Genomic DNA, 20591 nt, shown 5'->3' with positions numbered 1-20591 from the left:
AGCTTTTTTGTAGATTGCGCCCATGTGCTTTGTAGATTCATAGGGGTTTTCTTCTAGTTTTGTCGTGAGGCAGGATTCCTGATTTGCCACGTAGAAACCTTGTCCTTGAAGAGAATGGGTACTGTCTCTTAAGGCCAAGTTTTCAAAGCAACGAAGAGGAGAGTGGCAAGCATGAATTCTAATGTGGAAATGGAGCATCACAGGGGTGTGCTGATTGTCCGTTTATCTGGGGAACTCGATCATCATGCCGCCGATTTTGTAAGAATGGATATGGATGAAGCGATTATGCGGGGTCAGGTATCGCATTTGATCCTTAGTCTTAAGCATCTGCAGTTTATGGACAGTTCGGGTCTCGGCGTAATTCTGGGAAGGTATAAACTGATCCATAGTAAAGGCGGCAAAATGGTGGTGTGTGATGCAACGGCACCTGTGAAGCGACTTCTGGAAATGTCAGGCCTGTTCAAGATCATGCCCCTATATGACGACGAGAGCACTGCACTCTCGGATTTGGAGGTTGCGTTATGACAAATGGTAAGGCTGGTAACTTCATGAACGTGCAGTTCGCTGCACTCTCGGAGAACGAATCATTCGCGCGTGTAGTTGTAGCGGCGTTCGTTTCTAGGCTCGATCCTACAATGGACGAGCTGAATGATCTGAAGACAGTCGTGTCGGAGGCGGTCACCAATTGTATTATTCATGGGTATGATAGTGATCCGGAAGGTATTGTGACTATTTCAGCTTCGCTGGACAACGAAACGGTACATTTAACCATTGAGGATCAGGGACGGGGCATTGAGGATTTGGAGCTGGCACAACAGCCGCTATATACCTCAAAGCCAGAGCTGGAGCGGTCGGGCATGGGCTTTACCATTATGGAGAATTTCATGGATGAATTTGAAGTCACTAGTGAACCGGGACACGGCACTTCGATCTCAATGAAGAAAACCATCGTTTCGAAAAAAGCTTTATACAATTAGGGGTTGGAGCCATGGATGCAGAGTCAAAAAAAGCTCCGCCGACCTATTTGGACGATGCGGAGGTCAAACGTCTTATCGCGCTCAGTCAGGCCGGAGATAATCTTGCCCGGGACACACTAGTTAGCTGCAATATCCGGTTGGTCTGGTCGGTAGTGCAGCGGTTTATGAACCGCGGGTATGAACCTGACGATTTGTTCCAGATCGGTTGCATCGGGCTCTTGAAGTCCGTTGATAAGTTCGACCTCAGCTATGAGGTCAAATTCTCCACTTATGCCGTGCCGATGATCATTGGCGAGATTCAGCGTTTCCTTCGCGACGATGGAACCTTGAAAGTTAGCCGTTCTCTTAAGGAGATGGCTAATAAGGTCCGCAAGATGAAGGATGAAATGTCTAAGACGCTGGACCGTCTGCCTACCATCGGTGAAGTTGCTGAGGCACTGGGAGTTACCCCTGAAGAAGTGGTATTTGCTCAGGAAGCTAACAAGCCACCGACCTCGATTCATGAGACTGTGTTCGAGAATGATGGCGACCCGATCACACTGATTGATCAAATCGCTGACGAATCACAGGAACGCTGGTTTGATAAGCTGGCACTGAATGAGGCTATCGGAGGTCTCAGCGAGCGTGAACGGCTGATTGTTTATCTTCGATATTACCGTGACCAAACGCAGTCAGAGGTTGCTAGTCGCCTTGGGATTTCTCAAGTGCAGGTATCCCGGCTGGAGAAGAAAATATTGCAGAATATCCGCGAGCAGATTGCTCAGTAGATAATGGCTAAAATGTAAAGACGCTTGTGAAATAGCGAATAGGAAGAAAAAGCCACCCCGAAAAGGGGGGGCTTTTTATGTGGAGGGAATCTCAATATGCATTCACTTGGTGACAAGGATATGACCTCATGGTCTATTGACATGGAAGCGAATTTGCTGACAATGTCGAATGTTTTGGAGAATTGGGTGGACTGTTCAGATCATGCTTTACCGCACAACCCCAATTTTTTACGTGAATATGTGTACGGTGAGGATCTTGAACGGTTTGATGCGTATATAGATAAATTATACTCTGGTCACCTATGTAATCTTGAGTATCGTATGCAGTTACCTGCAAAAGCGCTGAAGTGGGTTCAAAGTATAGGCACGCCCGTTTTTAATCAAGAGCATAAGGTTTGTAGAATAGATGGCGTAATCATAGATATCACGGAACAAAAAAATGCTCAAGCCCAGTTAGAGAGTAGCTTTTCTCTGTATCAGCAGATGTTTGCTACGATCGATGTGGCGATTTGGTCTTACGATTACGTATCACGGAAAATGTTATTCATATCGGATGCCATTTTCAATATCACGGGATATTCACCAGAACAGGCGAAGGAAGATGACTTTTGGCTAAGAATTGCTCCTAAAGAAGAGCGGCCTTTAATTCAAGAGATTATAACTACAGTGGGGCAAGGAATAAGCAATCTTAGTGAATATCGGATCATCCATGCCAGCGGTGAACTCCGATGGGTCCAAGTCAGGATCATTCCCAGTATGGATGAGACAGGGGCAGTGGTACGGCTCAATGGGATCTTAATCGACCATACGGAAAAAAAGCAGATGCAAGAGGTTCTATTAAAAAGCGAGCAGCGCTACAAATCCCTGTTTGACCATAACCCAGATATCGTGTGTGAATTGGATCTGCAGGGCAGCATTGTAGCTATCAATCCAGCGGCAGATCAAATTACTGGAGAAGCTTTTAATAGATTCGGAGAAAACTTATCCATTGTGAATTTATTTGGTGCAGAGAATTCGCATATGATGTCTGATTATTTTGAGAAAACGGTTGGCGGAGTTCTGCAGCATTACACGGTTACTTCTGTCTGCGAGAATGGATTAGTTAACCATTGGTCGATGAAAAACATCCCTGTACATGAAAACAATCAAATTGTGGGTACCTTTGTTATCGCAAGAGATATCACTGCATCTGTGGAGGTGGAAAAGCGGCTGGCTCAGCGGGAGGCGGAGTACAGGCTTATTACAGAGAATATGGAGGATATGATTGGGGTTCTGGATCAGCAAGGGAACTTCATTATTGCTTCGTCCTCTTGTGAGAAAATTATTGGTCTTCCTGTTGGTTCAATAAAGAACACAACCATTTTGGAGTATATTCATCCTGATGAACAAGAAGTGTTGCGGGAACAGATCTTGGATATTTTTCGGACAAAAGGATGTAAGATGTTTTACAATCGGTTTATTCACATCAAAGGTCACATTATAGATCTGGAATGCTTGGGTACACCTGTTCTTGGTGAGGATGGAGAAGTAGTTAGTATTGTGATTGTAGCGAGAGACATTACAAAAAGGGTCCAGATGGAGAGTGAACTTAGAGAAAGCGAGGAACTCAATCGGCTGCTTATTGACATGTCACCTGAAGCGGTAGTACTCCATAGTGAATATAAATTCCTTTATGTGAATTTTTCCTGTTTAGGATTGTTTGGAGTTTGCAGTGAGGATCAATTGATTGGCACCTCTATTTTTAATTGGGCCCACCCAGACTATATAACGCTGGCTAGAGATCGGATGCGTGAAATCTATTATGGACCCAATCGGATATTAGCTCCTATTGAACAAAAGGTCGTGCGGTCAGATGGATCTATTATCGATGTAGAAGTAACAGCTAGCTCAATTCTATATAAGGGTAAGGTTGCATGTATCTCTATCTTTAGGGATATCAGTGATCGGAAAAAAATTGAGGTGGAAAGACAGCTTACAGAGCAGATCATTCGGAACAGCGAGGAAAGGTATTTCAACTTACAGATGAGTCTTGATCAATTCTCGCAAGATTTGTTTGGTGCGATGAAGATCAGTCACATGGAACAACGATTACTAAAAGAAGTTAGAGAAGTCTTGCGGGTTACCAATATTTGTATGGTTGAAGTTGAAGATAACCATGATAAAATATGCGAGATTATTGAGACCGAGCGGGGCTATTCACTTAAGATCGGAGAGTTCCGAAGAAAAAGCTATATTCTATCCATTAATGAGAAGTCTATTTTATTAGAAATAAGTTCTGTTCGAGTGTGGCTGAAGACGATTACCCGTTATGTTAGTGTGTTATTTGATAATTTTTTGCTCATAGAAGATCTAACTAAGGACCTTGAGTTAGCGGCTTCCGAGCAAGCTCCGACATGGTTACTACGCTTTATGTTTAATTTATCCGAGAATGAACGCAAACGGCTTGCTCAAGATTTACATGATTCAGCACTTCAAGAACAGATCATCTGGTATCGTAAGCTTGATAATTTTTTAAGTGATAAATCCGTTACGGGGGAACTAAAGGAGCAGTTAGAACAGATCACAGAAGGTTTACTCGATGTTATCTATGAACTGCGGATTATCTGCAATGAGCTTAGGCCACCAGCATTAATCAATGAGGGGCTTGCTTCCTCACTTGAGACATTGTTTGAATTTGCTCAGTTGCGGAACGACTATCAGATATATTTTGAGTCAAACGCTTTCAGGCATAAGTTAAAAGACGAGATTCTAATAGGTCTGTACCGTATTGTGCAGGAACTTTTGGCTAATGCAGCTAAACATTCCTGTGCCACAGAAGTACGTATCTCCTTAGCTAGTGAAGGGCAACAGGTGCTTTTGGATTATGAAGATAACGGAATTGGAATGAGCCTTTTAGGAGAGGATTCTATTAAGAGTATGGGGATTTATGGGATGAAAGAAAGGGTTCGCAGTATGGATGGGACCATACGATTTCTTTCGCCAGAGAATAAGGGATTAGCTGTCTTTATATCCATACCTGCAGATTAATCATGGGGCATAATAAGGGGATAGGGGTGTATTAGGCATGATTCAAATTTTGTTAGTGGACGACCATCCCTCTGTCATGGAAGGGACTAAGATGATACTGGAACAAGAGGGAGATATGAAGGTTACCCTAGCCAATTCAGCCCATGAGGCGCTTAACATGGTGGGTAGCCATACGTTTGACGTGATGTTGTTTGATCTTCATATCGCTGATGGGAATGGGATTGATTTGGCGAAGGAAGTCTTAAAAATAAACGCAGACGCGATTATCTTAATCTATACCGGATACGAAATTACTAACAAATTTAACTTGATGATCGAATCGGGTCTGTTTGGGTTTATTTCAAAAACGACCAATAGAGAGCAGTTGGTTGCAGCAGTGCGTTGTGCTTTAAGGGGAGATGTCATTTTGCCTCATACCCTAGTTAAACAGTTAAGAAAAGTATCATCTAAAGGAATGGAGATTAATGTTGACCAAGCAAACCCGAAGATAAGCAAAAAAGAGCATGAAATGCTGACAGAGATTGCAAAAGGAAAAAGCAACAAAGAAATAGCAGAGATTGTACTTATGAGTCAACGATCGCTGGAATACAGTTTAACGAGTCTGTTCCAAAAGCTAAATGTGAAATCGAGAATTGAAGCGGCAATAAAAGCTAAACGTCTGGGCATATTGAAGGAGTCCGATTTCAACAATTCACTATGAAAATTCGTAACAAACAAATAGATCAAAATCCCGTTCACGGTTCTGTGAGGCGGGATTTTTTGGTCTGCGCTTTTTTTGCGGGATGACGCAATATTTTTGCGTGGTCGCGCTATTTTTTTTCGGTTACCTTAATCTGCTTACCGTATATGATGAAATAGTTCCTAAGAATTACTAAAAAATGACTAACGCCAATGAGGGGCTGAGGAAAATGAAGTGGTTTTATAATTTAAGAACAGCAGTGAAGTTAATCTCCGCATTTCTGTTAGTATCCGCAATATTGTGCTTTGTAGGATTCTATGGAATTACGAATTTGAGTAAGATGGACCGCTCTATCGTGGACATGTATGAAAACCGCTTAACACCTATAGCTTATCTGGGAGAAGCGAATGAACTATTTTTAACAAATAGAATCAATATCCGTGATATAAACACGATGGCTAAAACAGTGGCAGAAAAGAAAGAATACGAAGATAAAATACATAAAAACGTTCAAAGTATTGAAGAGATCATGGGTAAATATAGCAAGACTGCGTTGAGAGCTGAAGAATTAGCCATAATGAAGGATTATCCTGAGATCTGGAAACGGTATATCACAAGCCTGGATGAGGCTATTGAATTGAATAATACAAATATTAGTAATGAGAAATATACAAATTTTTTGCTTGTAAGTGATTTGCAAACAGCTACAACAGAGCTGACTGACTTTCTGCAAAATTTAATAGACATCAATATGAAGCAGGCTCAAGGTTCGATTGTTAATGCCAATGACCTTTATCAGTCCTCTCGTTTGATTACGTTTAGCGTTACTATTGTTGCACTGCTCATCAGTATTGGTCTGGGTCTTCTAATATCGCAGATCATAGCACGGCCTCTAAATCAAGTAATGCGCCTGCTAGGTAAAGTGGCTAATGGTGATTTAAGCGAAACGTCGAATCTGGAATCTAAGGACGAGATTGGAATGCTAGCTTATTCTGTTAATGAAATGGTTCTGAACCTAAGACGAACTGTGAGCGGCATTTCTTCTTCTGCGGAAAGTGTCTCAGCTGCTGCACAGCAAATCTCAGCAAGTACAGAGGAAGTAGCTAGTGGAAGTATGAGTCAAGCTAGTGCAGCACAAACGATGAATGAGTTGTTCCGAGAATTATCTGCGGCGATTAATTCAGTAGCCCAGAGTGCTGAACAGGCCTCTGAGCTTTCAGATCAAACGATGCGTATCGCTCAAGATGGAGGGATCGTGGTTAAGAACTCCGTACAAGGAATGGCAGTACTGGATACTCAAATGTCTAGACTTGCGGAAGATTCCGATAAGATTGGTGAGATTATTGCGGTGATTGAAGATATTGCCCAACAGACAAATCTGCTAGCCCTGAACGCAGCGATAGAAGCGGCCCGCGCAGGTGAACAAGGTCGAGGTTTTGCCGTTGTTGCGAATGAAGTAAGAAAGTTAGCTGAGCGGAGCAGTGGGGCTACGAAACAAATCACGGGCATTATCAAAGAAATGCAGAAGAATACGCAGCATAGTGTAAATGCCGTAGTAGAAGGAGTAGCTTTTTCACAAAAAAATGGAGAAGCCTTTGAACATATCCTTACGATGGTGAACGATACCGCTCATAAAGTAACAGAAATTGCGGCTGCCAGTGAAGAACAGGCTGCACAATCGTCTGAGGTGATGTTCTCAATTGAGAGCATATCCGCCGCAACTGAAGAAATGGCGGCAAGCAGCAGTGAAACGGCAACGACGGCCAATGCTTTGGCTCAGCTAGCAGAAGAGTTAAATAGTCTGGTATCAATTTTTAAAGTTAAATAAACAGTGTCAGGGGTATTATCATTGATAGGAGAGGAGAAGTAGTGCAAAAAATAAAGGTGCTCGTTGTAGCTGCTTCAGTAACCATGCGTAAACAGATCTCGAACCTAATTTCGGAGGACTCAACCCTCGAGGTCATTGGAGTAGCTCGAAATGCATCCGAAGCGATCAGCATGGTTCAAAAACTCAGGCCCGATGTCGTGGCTATAGATATAGAAATGCCGGAATTGAACGGTTTGGTAGCACTCACAAGCATAATGTCACAGCGGCCAACACCTATACTTATCCTGAGCTCAGCTACAAAGGAAGGAATAACTGCAACCATTACTGCTCTACAAAATGGTGCAGTGGATTTCATCTCCAAGCCAGCTCAATCTTATGGACCTGGTCTATACAGCATAAAAGATGAGTTATTATTCAAAATTAAGAAAGCCGCTGAAATTCCTTTAAGAACTCTTATTCTTAACAATATAAACATCTCCAAAGTGAAAGCTCGACAAGAGAAACAAAAAAACGATAAGAGTGGATGTACAGAAGTCATTGAGCAGATCGTGGGAATTGGATGTGGAGTAGGAGGGCCGAAGGCATTAGAAATCTTAATTACCTCACTTCCAGCGAGCTTCCCGTATCCCCTGCTAATTGTGCAACATATGCCGCCTAAGTACACAAAAGCATTGGCGGAACGACTGAATCGGTTCTCAAGTGTACGGGTGGTGGAAGCCAAGGACAAGCAATCGGTGCTCGGGGGAACCGTCTATATCGCTCCAGGTAATTCTCATATGACCATCATTCGGGAGGGGCAAGATCTCAGAATAAAACTTATGAAAAAGCCTGCAGTGAATGGGCACTGTCCTTCGGTCGATGTCTTGTTTGAGTCTATATCTGCATTAACTGGTCTACAGCAGCATTTAATCCTAATGACCGGAATGGGAAATGATGGCGCTAAAGGGATGCTAGCTGCCAAACATGCTGGTGCCCAATCAACGCTTGTAGAATCGCAAGAAACTTCTATTGAAAGTGAAATGCCTGAAGCAGCGGCGAAGCTGGGTTGTGTGGATTACGAGCTGCCCTCGCATTTGTTAGCCTCGAAGATTATGGAGGTTACGGGGGAGCTGAGATACCGAAGGGACACATTTCCATCAGTTTGAACGGTCTTATTTTACTTCTGAAAAAGCGTTGGCAGGATAAAATCCGCCAATGCTTTTTTGTATTTCAGGTTGACACTTTCAAGTGATAACAATTATCATTTACGGAGCTAGAGTAGAGATTATGTAACTCATCGTATACAAGGAGCGAAGAAGGAGAGGTTTGCGATGACTTTAAATATATTGAATATGGAAATTCATGATCTTTTTGATCAATTTACAGAACGGATAGAGGGGCATGTTGAGCATAACCAATGGGAACAACGGCTTACTATCCCTTCACATATTGGCAAGGGAAGTGTCACCCGTACACGGATTCGTCCAGGTATGGAGATTATGTATACGGACATAACTTACGAACAGGATATGAAGCTCCACATTCAAGAAGCTTGTCCGTTGTTTGAACTAAGCTATAATCTAAGCGGAGAAATCTATTGCGAATGGAACGGCAAGGAAAGTTACACGGATAAACAAATGGGCAATGTCCTTTTTCTAGAGGATGTTCAGGTGTATGAAGAGAAAAAAGCAGGTGTCCCCAATCAATTGCTGGAAATACGGTTTGCTCCTAGTGAACTGCTGAATTACGCCGGAGATTTATCGGAGAAGCAGCAGATGGAAACCTGGCTTAGACATCATCGTGGCAATATTGATCGTTATCCAGATACTGCGGCAATCCGAAAATGTGTCTCCGAAATGATCCACTGTACCTATCATGGAACATTGAGACGTTTATATATGGAGAGCAAAGCCCTTGAATTTATTGCTTTGTTTGGTGAGTCTGATGGTTACGGTTCTATTAGCGATAGTATGACGCTGCGGCACGATGATATTACCAATCTGAAGCGGGTACATGAATTGGTGCAAATCCATTTCGAACAACCGTTATCTATACGTGAGTTGGCTAAGCGGGTAGGTATCAACGAATTCAAGCTAAAAAAAGGCTTCCGCGAATTATTTGGCATGACGATCTTCGAGCTAGTACGTATAAAAAGGATGGAGAAAGCGCTCTGGTATATGGAGGTTGAAGGTTTGAATATAGGGAAAACAGCTGTTTCGGTCGGATATAGCAATGTCAGCAATTTCACGACGACCTTTCGTAAGCATTATGGCTGCAATCCAAGCGAATACTTAAAACGTATCGAACAACAGAGTTTGGAACGAAACAGGCTGTAGGAAGATTTGTAAATGCAGAAAGCTTAAAGCTTCAAGTGTTAGAACATAGGGTTCGGAATCGAACGTTATATTCTGTCTGCTTGAGGTTTTTTTGTGTTTGCTCCCTTATCAAGGAGTGCACCTCCCTTAACAGGTAGAGAAAAAGACCACTCTAAATGATAATAATTACATAGATTGCAGATAAAAAGGTGGTTATACAATGGAACAACAACAAGTAGATTCGCGCCGGTGGTATGCGCTGGGGGTTATTTTACTGCCAACATTACTTATTTCATTAAATACTTATATGATTCAAGTTGCGCTTCCATCTATGCAATATAGCTTGAACGCAAGCTTTTCGGAAGCACAGCTTATCGTTACCGGATTTTCGCTAGGATTAGCTGTGGCGTTGATTATTAGTGGAAAGCTTGGAGATATATACGGCAGGAAACGGATGTTGCTGATCGGGGTGAGCGGGTTTACGGTCATGGCAGTATTGGGCGGAGTGACCTCAGATCCGGCTCTTCTGATTGTTATTCGGATTGTGCAGGGATTGGCTGCGGCGCTTATTCAACCTCAGGTTCTATCTACGCTGCAGGTCAGCTTTCTGCCAAAGGAAAAAGGGCTTGTTTTCGGCATTTACGGCGCCATGATTGGTTTTGGATTTGCATTCGGATTCATCCTCGGAGGCACTATTGTGAATTGGAATCCGTTCGATCTCGGTTGGCGGACGGTGTTTTTTTTCAATGTGCCATTTGGACTTCTCGTCCTGCTGTTAATGCCGATTGTACCTGAAACACGGGCTGAGCAGGCGCACAGTATTGATTGGACTGGAAGCTTCCTTCTGCTGATCGGTTTGTTCCTGCTGATCTATCCGTTGTCAGAGGGACAAAAACAAGGGTGGCCGTTGTGGATTTTTGGCTGTCTAATTTTAGCTCTTTTCGTGTTGTTTACTTTTATCTGGGTTGAAAATCGAAAGGGAAAGCAGGGGGCGTTACCGTTAGTCGATCTGTCTATTTTCAGAGATCGAACATTTAGCGCTGGTCTGGCAACCGTTCTTGTCCTTTATCTAAGTATGTTCTCTTTCTTTTTTATTTTGAGCTATTATATGCAATTTGGTTTGCACTATAGTGTTCAAGATACGAGTATGGTTTTCTTGCCTATAGGGATAGGCTTTTTTCTGACTTCCTTAATCTCGTCTCGAATGGTCAAAAGATGGGGGATGAGTGTTCTTAAGATAGGAGCGCTGATGATGGGTAGCTGTAGCCTGCTGCTTATGTTAGAGCTAAATGTGGACGTTACGCATCTGCTGGACCCTCGTAATATCCTAATATTATTGATATATGGTTTCGGTCTCGGAATGGCTACTACGCCCCTAGTTAACGTCACGCTTAGTTCAGTACCCACAAAGATCACGGGCACGGGTTCAGGCTTGATCACTACCTTTATGTATTTTGCGAATTCGTTAGGAGTGGCGTTAATCGGTATTTTATTCTCCGCTTCGCTAAAGCATTCTCTTTTGGAAGCAGATCTAGCGGATTATGTAAGGGCGTTTTCCTTCTCATTAGCAGCAATCGGAGGACTTGCTTTTACTGGTTTTCTTTGCCTTTGTTTTTTGCGGGAGCGGAAATTATAGAGGAGGTATCCTGCTTTTTTTGCGCTGTGAGCAATCTAACAAACGAACGCCCTTCTTAGCTTTATAGTAATACCGAGTGATTGAATTCCATTTAATGTAACTCAATCCAAACCTATCAATGAGAAGGTGCTAGGATGTCCATACTGCAAGTAGAGAATCTCTCAAAAGAATACAAAGGAAAAGGCAAAACGAATCGGTATCGAGCGCTGAACGGGATTAGTCTTACTGTGGACAGTGGCGAGTTTGTGGCGATTATGGGACCCTCGGGGAGCGGAAAAACGACACTTTTAAATATACTAAGCGGAATCGATACGGAGTATAGTGGGGTTGTAAGAATTGCAGAGACTAGTATAAGTGAGATGTCCAAGAACGAGCTTGCGCTTTTTCGCCGGCAGCGTATGGGATTCGTTTTTCAGGATTACAATCTGCTGGATAGTCTGACCCTACGGGAAAATATCATGGTGCCCATGGTGCTGGATGATCAAGAGGTAGAAGATATCAATGCCAAGACAGATGAGACGTTATCGCTATTTGATCTGGATGAGGTGAAGGACAAATATCCTTATATGGTTTCAGGGGGGCAACAGCAGCGTGCGGCGATCAGCAGGGCGATTATTAATCATCCAGATGTGATTTTTGCGGACGAGCCGACGGGGAATTTGGATTCCAAATCCTCGAGTACGGTGATGGCAACCTTCGCCAAGCTCAACACTCTAAAAGGAGCAACGATAGTGATGGTCACGCATGATCCTTTTGCGGCCAGCTATTGTAATCGCGTGCTTTTTATCAAAGATGGGAAGGCTCTACTAGAGATTGCTAGAGAGAATAAAGAGCGCAGAGCATTTTTTGATCTGATTCTGGAGAACCTGGCCTTTATTGGAGGGGGAGAAGATGACCTTTAGGAGAATGGCATTTCAGATATTTAAGGCGAATCTTAGAAGATATTTGTTGTTTTTCTTATGCAGCAGCTTTACAGTCATGATCTTTTTTACATTTTATTCGCTGTACAGTAATCCTGATTTTAATGACCCTTATCAAGTGAATGGGATGGTGTCAGGTAATTTATATGCTCCTTTTTTGGTGATAAGAGTGTTTGCTGTTCTGTTTATTGTATATGCGCAGATGGCCTTTTTGAAATTCAGAAAAAGCGACTTTGGGCTATTAATGGTACTTGGAATGACAAGCCACAATATCCGCAAAATCATTTTGTTCGAGAATAGCATGATCGCTTTAGCCTCGATTCTCACTGGTTTAGGTGCAGGGACGGTTTTCTCCGGTATTTTTTTCTTCATTGTTTCGCTGTTAGTTAATATTGGGGACAGTGCTTTTATACTGACGCTGGATAGTTATCTGTATACCATTAAATTCTTCGCGGTGATTTACATAGTTGTGATTGCAATCAATTTGCTATTCACTTTGAGATACAGCATTTTACGTCTTTTAAAAGAATCCAGAACCGCAGAACGCAACCTGATTCATGGGAAAATCACCGGAGTCATCGGAGTTTTACTGTTGGGAATCTCCGTTTATAATATGCTCACTCATTACAACCCTTCCGATGCTCGCATGATGTTAATAAATCTGGGAATTAGTATGTTGGGCGTTTATTTGCTGCTGTCAGGACTTGGGGACTGGATGAAACTTTTTATATCGCGATCAAGCAGAGCATATCACAAGCACCTGCTGTTTAGTTCCAATTTGATCTATACCCTTGGTCGCTCCAAAGTAGTGCTTTCTCTCATCACCTTTCTCGTCTTCATCACGATTTCTCTAAGCGGGATTATTTTTTATTTGACCTGGAATGCTGAGGAAATTCCGGTTGCAAACAATCCATATGATATTGCCTATTCAGAAGTATTCGGAAAAAATAGCATCTCACCAAAAATACTAAGTGAGATCACGGATCATGGCGCTACGCCGCTGCTTTCACACCAAAAGCTGGAGTATATCGACTTGTTTAATTTTAAAATATTTCTGGACCAGAATATAAACGCATTAATCGGCTCTGATTATCATGTGGAGAAAGATCACTTTCTAAATCTGGCCACAGTTGCACAAGGAGAAGAGTGGAAGAATCAAAGACCGGAAATGCCCACCTTTGACCTGACGCTTGCTTCCGGGAAGCATACGCTGTATTCACAAGGTATCCTATTTAACATGGTATTTAACCCTGTGCCGAATTTAATGAATGGTCTTCATATCATTGTAAACGAAGAGGATTATATGGCGCTGAAAGCGGAAAATAAAAAAGCGATCGGTATCCTTCAGCTCCTGAATTTTAAGGATTGGAAAAAAACTGCGGATATAGATGCTAAGTTAAATGCCGCTTTAGCCAAATATAACAAAGACAATACAGAGTCCTGGTATGGCAATGAGCGGCAAGAGGCCCTCGTATTCTCTACGAAGTCTAGAATAAGTGACTATCTACAGTTACAGGAGTCTGGCCGATTTGGAATCTTCGTAATTTCATTTGTTGGTTTAATATTTTTCGGCGCCTCCGGGATAGTGCTGCATTTCAGTATTCAGACCGATTTAGAGCGTGAGCGGATCAAATTCAGGAAGCTGAACAAGATTGGAATTACTACTAAGGACGTGGCTCGTATTATAGGCGGCCCTTTAAAAGTGCTGTTTTTTCTCCCTTATGCATTAGGTATTGCATTGTCTTCTTTTTATGTTGTTGGTTCTTCCAGGGTTGAAATGTCTACAGCTCTGGAGCCGATGTGGTTTTGTTTGTTAGTAGGCGGAGCGTATCTTTTATTTCAAGTCCTCTTTTATCGTATATACACTAAAATATACACTCACAATATGCTGGTACATATTAAGCTACTCGATATTCCCTTAATAGAACAAAATGAGATTTCAATTTAATCCCAAATATGATAATATTGGTGCACAAAACGTGGGGGGATTCCATTTGAAAAAGATTTTTTCCAGAATTGCAGTCGCATTAATGATCTTGACCCTTGTTGCGATAGTCACTTGCTTTTATATTGGTGAATTCACCTATGCGTATGGATTAATTTTGGTGCTGTTTTTCGTATTTGCGGGGATGGGGCAGCTCTATAAGCTTAAAAATGATGAGTATATGTACAAAAAATTAAATAACACCGATGAGTATAATGAATATATTAGATGATATAAATTTAACAGAAGCTTATTATGTATAGCCAAACACCCCACTTTAGACAGTGCCTAAAGTAGGGTGTTTTTGTATGTGCCTATGTTTATTTCTTACCGTTGCGTTCAAGAATCATATCTACGAACAGATCAATCTGTGCGGTAATCGCAATCGGATCATAGCGGTAGTAGGTATCAAAATCATTGTAGAATAGATGATCGTTCTTCGCAGCATCAAGTCCGTTCCAAACTGGAGATTCCTTCAGTTCTTTCAGCTTATCTCCTTTTTTGTCAGGATCATAAGTGGTGAGGAACATGTAGTCAGCTGCATATTCTGGCAATAGCTCCATGGACAGCTGCAACGTTTGGTTGTCATTGCTGTTCTTAGTAGGCATTTTTAGCTTAAGTGCGTTATAAAGGGCTTGTCCACCCCGGCCAGCATTATTTCCGAAGGTCCATAGCTCACCTTTATCAGTCAGCTCATAGATTCCAAAAGTATCATTTTCATTTACGACACCTTTAAGCTTCTCGCGGCCTTCAGCAGCCTTTTTCTCAAAGTCAGCAATAAATTGTTCAGCTTTGTCAGGCACACCTACAATGTCACCGAACAGTTTAACAGTTTCATAGATATTTGTAGCAGTTCCGTATGGAATATGAATGGTTGGAGCAATTTTGGATAAAGCATCGTAGTTATCATCATACATAACGACGATTAGATCAGGTGTAAGTTCCAGAGCTTTCTCGGCGTTAACTGGAGCACCGACATCTTGTGTGTTTGTGAGCAGGTCTTTCAAGAAGGGATTATCAAAGGTACTAGGTTCGACACCTACAACATTTGCTCCTATGGAGAGCAACTCCCCACCATAATAATCTGTAATAATCCGCTGTGGTTTTACAGGTATTTGCACAGTACCTTTAGTGGTTTCATAGCTACGCATTTCAGCAGCTGAAGCCTCAGGAGCAGTCGTTGGCTCTGTGCTCGGTGCTGTAGTTGCTTCTGTTGTTTCTGTTGGTTTATTAGATGAAGCATTGTTTGTTCCCCCGCAAGCTGTCACAAATACAGACAATAACATTATGAGTGCCAGGATGGGGAAGAGGGTCTTTCTTTTTAGCATGATAAACCTCCCTATATATGTGTACCAACAAATAATAATGAGAATCATTATCATTATTATTTTCAATTTGAACTTTATCAAATCCTAGAATTCCTGTCAATGCAATAAAATAAATGCCTCCTATTAAATCTATCTATTGCCAAACCTAGGAAGGCTCATTTACAATAGCATAGTGATAATGAGAATCAATTTCATAGAAATAGGGTGGCATTCATGAATCAACAGATATCTTCCAAGATTAGACCTAATAAAGGGTCAGCCATACAAGAGTTCCGTTCACGTCCTTGGGCTGCCACGTTAATCTTGGTTGGCGGTCTGGTACTATTAGCACTAGGTATCGCTGTTTCAGTCTCCTTTGGAGCGGCTGATATTAAACTTTCTGTGGTGTGGGCAGCTGTGTTTCACTTTGATCCGGAGATCATGGATCATCAGATTATTAGAGAATTACGATTACCCCGTGTACTTGGCGGGGCAATGATAGGGGCCAGCTTTGCAGTTGCGGGTGCCATTATGCAGGGAATGACCCGAAATCCACTCGCAGATTCAGGTTTGATGGGCATCAACTCAGGCGCAGGATTTGCGCTGGCGCTTTGTTTTGCATTTTTCCCGAATCTATCGTTTATGTATTTAATCCTATATTCCTTCATTGGTGCCGGAGTAGGGGCTGGGGTTGTGTATGGGGTCGGATCATTGGCTAAGGGAGGGCTGACTCCTGCTCGTCTGGTGCTGGCAGGTGCTGCTTTTAGTGCACTGCTGTCAGCGCTGAGTGAAGGGGTAGCTTTATATTTTCACATTGGGCAAGATTTGGCTTTCTGGTATGCGGGAGGCGTGGCTGGGACGAAATGGATTCAGCTTAAAGTCATGTTCCCTTGGATAGGAGCAGCGTTAATTGGGGCTATGGTAATATCCCGATCGATTACAATGCTCAGCCTAGGTGACGATGTTGCTAAAGGGCTAGGCCAGCGCACAGGGCTTGTTAAGCTGGCAGGGACTTTAATCGTATTGATTCTGGCTGGATCATCAGTTGCAGTAGTAGGAGCCGTTGGGTTCATTGGACTAATTATTCCCCATTTGACCCGTTTTTTTGTAGGTGTGGATTACAGATGGATCATTCCATGTTCAGCTATTCTTGGCAGTCTGCTTGCAGTATTTGCAGATTTAACAGCACGGATGATTAATCCCCCTAATGAAACGCCGCTTGGAGCAATTATTGCACTGATCGGTGTACCTTTCTTCCTTTATCTTGCACGTAAAGAAAGGAGGGAACTGTAATGATAGAGAAAACTTCATTCGATTCCTTCCAAGCCGCCAAAAATAAACGTGGCTTAGTTATAATGATTATTTTAGCTGTACTGATTGTTATTGCTTTTATTATTAGTATGAATACAGGATACATACGTTTGACACCTATGGAGCTGCTTAATACGTTATTCGGTAAAGGGACGGATAAGCAAGAGTTAATCTTGTTTCAATTTCGGCTACCGCGTATTGTGATCTCCGTTCTGATAGGCGCAGGTTTGGCTGTATCCGGAGCTGTGATGCAGGGCGTCTTTCGTAATGCTTTGGCCGACCCCGGCATCTTAGGGATTAACGCTGGTGCAGGAATTATGGTTATGCTGTTAATATCTTTTTATCCGACGGCAACCGCGGCTCCGGTGTATCTGTTGCCTATGGTGGCGTTTGTTGGTGCGGGAATTACTGCTGCCTTGATCTATGTCTTAGCTTATAAACGGCATGAAGGAATAAAACCCATGCGACTGTTGCTGACCGGTGTAGCGGTTGCAGCTGGAATGAGTGCAGCGATGATCGTGCTGACTCTTCGGCTGGATCCGGAGAAGTATCAGTTTGTGGCTACTTGGCTTGCGGGAAGTATTTGGGGCACAAGCTGGAAGTTTGTACTTTCTTTACTACCGTGGATCGTAATTCTCGTGCCGTATGTCATCTATAAAGCAAGGGTAATGAACGTCCTTAATTTGGGTGAACAGACAGCTGTAGGACTTGGGGCTGCTGTAACGAAAGAACAATTCCGGCTTCTTGCGGCTGCGGTTGGTCTAGCTGCGGCAAGTGTTGCTGTGAGTGGTGGGATTGGCTTTGTCGGCCTTGTCGGCCCCCATTTGGCGAGACGACTAGTTGGACCCAAACATCAGCTCATGCTGCCAACCTCAGCGCTGCTCGGCTCACTGCTAGTTATTATAGCGGATACCATTGGGCGCTGGATCTTACAGCCATCTGAGATTCCCACTGGAATTGTTGTTGCTGTAATTGGAGCGCCATACTTTTTGTATTTGCTAGCCCGTACTAAATCTTGATGAAAGAGGATGGTCAATCACCGGAAGGAGCGAATTTTTACAATGTTGCGTCGTTTTTTTGCTTACTATAGACCCTATAAGGGATTGTTTATTCTTGATTTCTCCTGTGCTATTGCTGCTGCACTGCTGGAACTAGTCTTCCCACTGGCGGTTAACCGGGTAGTGGATGATATGCTGCCAAGTGGGAATTGGAAATGGATTCTCTATTCTTGCCTCGGTTTGCTGGGGATATATATCGTCAGCGCCTTTATGCATTTTGTCGTTACTTATTGGGGGCATAAGCTGGGGATCAATATCGAGTCGGATATGAGAAAAAAGCTATTTGATCGTGTGCAGAAGCTCTCTTTCAACTTCTTCGATAATAACAAAACAGGCCATTTGGTCTCGCGGATGACAAATGATCTGATGGACATCGGTGAGATTGCCCACCATGGTCCTGAAGATTTATTCATAGCAGTGATGACGCTGCTTGGTGTATTCGGTATCATGCTTAGCATCAATTGGAAATTAGCTATTCTAACCTTTGTAATTGTCCCGCTGATGATTTATTTATCCATGTACTTCAGTCGTAAAATGTCCAAAGCGTTCCACATCATGTTCGCGGACATTGCTGACTATAACGCACGCGTAGAAAACAATGTAAGTGGGATCCGTGTTGTGCAAGCTTTTGCTAATGAGAATCATGAAATTTCCCGTTTTGCAGTTAATAACGAACGCTTCCGTATTACGAAGCTTATGACCTATCGAATTATGGCTTGGAATTCATCCTTTAGCTTTGTGCTTATGAAACTGGTCTCATTATTCGTACTCGTGTGCGGAACCTATTTTGTAATCCAGAAGCAAATGACTTACGGTGAATTTATTGCTTTTGTGATGTTGTCTAATGTCTTCTTAGGACCTTTGCAACAGATTAACTCGGTCATTGAGACCTATCCTAAAGGGATCGCTGGTTTCAAACGTTATCTTGAACTGCTGGAGACGGAGCCAGATGTTGATGACGCAAAAGACGCTAAGCCAGTGTCTCATCTGTCAGGGAATATAACCTTCCAGGATGTAGCTTTTGCTTATAGTGATAAAGAAAAGGTGCTAACCAATGTGAACTTATCGATTTCGGCAGGAGAGACGGTTGCACTTGTGGGTCCATCCGGTGCTGGTAAGACAACACTTTGCAGCTTGCTGCCACGCTTTTACGATGTAAGCGAAGGCAACATCTCTATTGATGGAATAGATATTCGCTCCATGACGTTAGAATCACTTCGTTCCCATATCGGGATTGTACAACAAGATGTATTCCTGTTTGACGGAACCATCCGTGAGAACATTGCTTACGGCAGATTGGGAGCTTCCGATGAAGAAATCTGGGAGGCTGCGGGACGCGCTCAGCTGGAAGAACTGATCAAATCTCAGCCTGCTGGGCTGGATACAATGATCGGTGAGAGAGGCGTCAAGCTTTCTGGCGGCCAGAAGCAGAGGTTGTCCATCGCCCGGATGTTCTTGAAGAATCCGACGATTCTCATTTTGGACGAAGCAACCTCTGCATTGGATACTGAAACGGAGTCCGCTATACAAGAGGCCCTCGCCGAGTTGTCTGAAGGACGAACAACACTTGTTATTGCTCATCGCCTTGCAACGATCAGAAATGCGGACCGTATTGTTGTCGTTGCGGAAGGCGGCATCGCAGAACAAGGTAAGCATGAGGAACTGCTGCAGACTGCCGGAATTTACAGCCGATTGCATGAAGCGCAGTTTGGAGCTTAAGTAGCTGAAGGGATCACTAGAATATAATTTTGGAGGGACACGATGAATAAACAACTGGAATTATACGATGTAACCATTATTGGTGGCGGACCTGCTGGGATGTATACAGCTTTTTATAGTGGAATGAGAGACTTGAAGACAAAGTTAATTGAAGCGAAGGATGAGCTCGGAGGAAGAATGCTTATTTATCCCGAAAAAATGATCTGGGATGTAGGAGGCGTAACCCCAACTCTTTGCCATCAACTGATCGGTCAGCTCAAGGAGCAAGCTCAAACCTTCGATCCGACTATTGTGCTGGGTCAGCAAATTATGAATCAAGAGAGACAAGAAGATGGGACGTACATCTTGACCTCTTCTACTGGGGAACAACATTGGACCCGCACAGTCATTTTGGCAATTGGTTACGGAATTCTACAGATGGCAAAGCTTGAAATTGAAGGTGCAGATCGTTATGAGGTGACGAATCTTCATTATACCGTTCAAGAGCTGGAGCCGTTCCGCGGTAAAAGAGTGCTAATCTCCGGTGGAGGCAACTCCGCAGTAGATTGGGCGAATGAATTGGAACCCATCGCTGCAAGTGTGACGATTGCGCATCGCCGCGAACAGTTTGGCGGACATGAGAAAAACATTGTGCGGATGAAGGAATCCTCAGTCAATGTCCGTGCGCCATATGCAGTAAGCCAATTACACAGCAGTAATGGTGAAACGATAGATCAGGTTACGATCAGCCATATAGAGACAGGTGAAACAGAGCAGTTTGAAGTGGATGCTGTCATTGTGAATCATGGTCTGAAGAGCGATTTTGGTCCGTTAAAAGAATGGGGCCTTGATATGGGCGAGTGGTGTGCGAATGTAACTGATAAGCTGGAGACCAATCTTCCGGGTATATTCGCAGCAGGTGACTTTGTGGATTATGCGAGCAAGGTTCGTTTGATCGCAGGCGCTTTCACTGATGCGGCTCTGGCGCTTAATAGCGCAAAGCTGTACATTGACCCGACCGCGGCCAAAGTCGCTTACGTATCTTCTCACAATGAACGGTTCAAAGAGAAGAATAAAGCGCTTGGAGTCGTTGACGACCACTAAG

Annotated in this window: 17 protein-coding genes; 16 read left to right on the top strand and 1 reads right to left on the bottom strand. The window is 43.1% G+C overall.

The annotated features are described in order from the left end of the window. Window positions 1–171: 171 nt before the first annotated feature. The 12 genes from spoIIAA (at window position 172) to NSS82_RS23035 (ending at window position 14344) form a co-directional block, all read left to right on the top strand. On the top strand, window positions 172–525 hold the full coding sequence (gene spoIIAA, locus NSS82_RS23090) for an anti-sigma F factor antagonist (protein WP_036676057.1): 354 nt from the start codon (window positions 172–174) through the stop codon (window positions 523–525). Further along, the gene (gene spoIIAB / locus NSS82_RS23085) at window positions 522–977 is read left to right on the top strand and encodes an anti-sigma F factor (protein WP_036676058.1); all 456 of its coding nucleotides are present in this window, start codon (window positions 522–524) and stop codon (window positions 975–977) included. The genes spoIIAA and spoIIAB overlap by 4 nt, the downstream gene beginning before the upstream one ends. Window positions 978–988: 11 nt before the next feature. Beyond that, window positions 989–1744 (top strand): RNA polymerase sporulation sigma factor SigF, encoded by a 756-nt coding sequence (sigF, locus tag NSS82_RS23080; RefSeq protein ID WP_036676059.1) that lies wholly within the window; start codon window positions 989–991, stop codon window positions 1742–1744. Window positions 1745–1840: 96 nt separating this feature from the next. Then, window positions 1841–4771 (top strand): sensor histidine kinase, encoded by a 2931-nt coding sequence (locus NSS82_RS23075; protein WP_076273523.1) that lies wholly within the window; start codon window positions 1841–1843, stop codon window positions 4769–4771. 37 nt (window positions 4772–4808) lie between these two features. Then, window positions 4809–5471, top strand: coding sequence for a response regulator transcription factor (locus NSS82_RS23070; RefSeq protein ID WP_036676060.1), 663 nt, complete (start codon window positions 4809–4811; stop codon window positions 5469–5471). A 208-nt stretch (window positions 5472–5679) separates the two neighbouring features. Then, window positions 5680–7278: a methyl-accepting chemotaxis protein gene (locus NSS82_RS23065; RefSeq protein WP_038572471.1), complete on the top strand. Its 1599-nt coding sequence runs from the start codon at window positions 5680–5682 to the stop codon at window positions 7276–7278. Window positions 7279–7319: 41 nt separating this feature from the next. Continuing rightward, window positions 7320–8423: a chemotaxis-specific protein-glutamate methyltransferase CheB gene (cheB, locus tag NSS82_RS23060; RefSeq protein WP_076101525.1), complete on the top strand. Its 1104-nt coding sequence runs from the start codon at window positions 7320–7322 to the stop codon at window positions 8421–8423. A 165-nt stretch (window positions 8424–8588) separates the two neighbouring features. Next, entirely contained in the window at window positions 8589–9593 is a 1005-nt protein-coding gene (locus NSS82_RS23055) for an AraC family transcriptional regulator (RefSeq protein ID WP_076141331.1), read from the top strand. Between the two features lie 199 nt (window positions 9594–9792). Then, a complete protein-coding gene (locus NSS82_RS23050) occupies window positions 9793–11208 on the top strand; it encodes an MFS transporter (protein ID WP_076141330.1) in 1416 nt (471 codons plus the stop codon). A 134-nt stretch (window positions 11209–11342) separates the two neighbouring features. After that, window positions 11343–12110 carry an ABC transporter ATP-binding protein gene (locus NSS82_RS23045; RefSeq protein ID WP_076101520.1) on the top strand — a complete coding sequence of 256 codons (768 nt, stop codon included), beginning with the start codon at window positions 11343–11345 and terminating at the stop codon, window positions 12108–12110. A gap of 4 nt (window positions 12111–12114) precedes the next feature. Further along, window positions 12115–14076, top strand: coding sequence for an FtsX-like permease family protein (locus NSS82_RS23040; RefSeq protein WP_178420407.1), 1962 nt, complete (start codon window positions 12115–12117; stop codon window positions 14074–14076). A gap of 46 nt (window positions 14077–14122) precedes the next feature. Then, entirely contained in the window at window positions 14123–14344 is a 222-nt protein-coding gene (locus NSS82_RS23035) for a hypothetical protein (protein WP_076273524.1), read from the top strand. A gap of 88 nt (window positions 14345–14432) precedes the next feature. Here the strand turns inward: NSS82_RS23035 and NSS82_RS23030 are convergent, their stop codons facing one another. Beyond that, on the bottom strand, window positions 14433–15440 hold the full coding sequence (locus NSS82_RS23030; protein WP_076273525.1) for an ABC transporter substrate-binding protein: 1008 nt from the start codon (window positions 15438–15440) through the stop codon (window positions 14433–14435). A 213-nt stretch (window positions 15441–15653) separates the two neighbouring features. On the opposite strand from NSS82_RS23030, the gene NSS82_RS23025 reads away from it, so the two are divergent. The 4 genes from NSS82_RS23025 (at window position 15654) to NSS82_RS23010 (ending at window position 20590) form a co-directional block, all read left to right on the top strand. Further along, complete coding sequence (locus NSS82_RS23025) at window positions 15654–16712, top strand: FecCD family ABC transporter permease (protein ID WP_036676077.1); 1059 nt, start codon at window positions 15654–15656, stop codon at window positions 16710–16712. 62 nt (window positions 16713–16774) lie between these two features. Further along, entirely contained in the window at window positions 16775–17749 is a 975-nt protein-coding gene (locus tag NSS82_RS23020) for a FecCD family ABC transporter permease (protein WP_370510596.1), read from the top strand. A 42-nt stretch (window positions 17750–17791) separates the two neighbouring features. Beyond that, on the top strand, window positions 17792–19507 hold the full coding sequence (locus NSS82_RS23015) for an ABC transporter ATP-binding protein (protein WP_076179717.1): 1716 nt from the start codon (window positions 17792–17794) through the stop codon (window positions 19505–19507). A 42-nt stretch (window positions 19508–19549) separates the two neighbouring features. Continuing rightward, window positions 19550–20590 (top strand): NAD(P)/FAD-dependent oxidoreductase, encoded by a 1041-nt coding sequence (locus NSS82_RS23010; protein ID WP_036676089.1) that lies wholly within the window; start codon window positions 19550–19552, stop codon window positions 20588–20590. Window position 20591: the final 1 nt, after the last annotated feature.

The sequence above is a fragment of the Paenibacillus sp. FSL H7-0735 genome, assembly GCF_038008505.1.
GTDB lineage: Bacteria > Bacillota > Bacilli > Paenibacillales > Paenibacillaceae > Paenibacillus_AQ > Paenibacillus_AQ odorifer.
The sequence above is the reverse complement of the archived record's forward strand: the minus strand, read 5'-3'. Positions and strand labels throughout refer to the sequence as shown.

What these genes read in the sequence shown, in the direction of transcription:
- spoIIAA (WP_036676057.1), top strand. Translation starts at nt 172, where the DNA reads ATGAATTCTAATGTGGAAATGGAGCATCACAGGGGTGTGCTGATTGTC.
- spoIIAB (WP_036676058.1), top strand. Translation starts at nt 522, where the DNA reads ATGACAAATGGTAAGGCTGGTAACTTCATGAACGTGCAGTTCGCTGCA.
- sigF (WP_036676059.1), top strand. Translation starts at nt 989, where the DNA reads ATGGATGCAGAGTCAAAAAAAGCTCCGCCGACCTATTTGGACGATGCG.
- NSS82_RS23075 (WP_076273523.1), top strand. Translation starts at nt 1,841, where the DNA reads ATGCATTCACTTGGTGACAAGGATATGACCTCATGGTCTATTGACATG.
- NSS82_RS23070 (WP_036676060.1), top strand. Translation starts at nt 4,809, where the DNA reads ATGATTCAAATTTTGTTAGTGGACGACCATCCCTCTGTCATGGAAGGG.
- NSS82_RS23065 (WP_038572471.1), top strand. Translation starts at nt 5,680, where the DNA reads ATGAAGTGGTTTTATAATTTAAGAACAGCAGTGAAGTTAATCTCCGCA.
- NSS82_RS23055 (WP_076141331.1), top strand. Translation starts at nt 8,589, where the DNA reads ATGACTTTAAATATATTGAATATGGAAATTCATGATCTTTTTGATCAA.
- NSS82_RS23050 (WP_076141330.1), top strand. Translation starts at nt 9,793, where the DNA reads ATGGAACAACAACAAGTAGATTCGCGCCGGTGGTATGCGCTGGGGGTT.
- NSS82_RS23045 (WP_076101520.1), top strand. Translation starts at nt 11,343, where the DNA reads ATGTCCATACTGCAAGTAGAGAATCTCTCAAAAGAATACAAAGGAAAA.
- NSS82_RS23040 (WP_178420407.1), top strand. Translation starts at nt 12,115, where the DNA reads ATGGCATTTCAGATATTTAAGGCGAATCTTAGAAGATATTTGTTGTTT.
- NSS82_RS23030 (WP_076273525.1), bottom strand. Translation starts at nt 15,440, where the DNA reads ATGCTAAAAAGAAAGACCCTCTTCCCCATCCTGGCACTCATAATGTTA.
- NSS82_RS23025 (WP_036676077.1), top strand. Translation starts at nt 15,654, where the DNA reads ATGAATCAACAGATATCTTCCAAGATTAGACCTAATAAAGGGTCAGCC.
- NSS82_RS23020 (WP_370510596.1), top strand. Translation starts at nt 16,775, where the DNA reads ATGATTATTTTAGCTGTACTGATTGTTATTGCTTTTATTATTAGTATG.
- NSS82_RS23015 (WP_076179717.1), top strand. Translation starts at nt 17,792, where the DNA reads ATGTTGCGTCGTTTTTTTGCTTACTATAGACCCTATAAGGGATTGTTT.
- NSS82_RS23010 (WP_036676089.1), top strand. Translation starts at nt 19,550, where the DNA reads ATGAATAAACAACTGGAATTATACGATGTAACCATTATTGGTGGCGGA.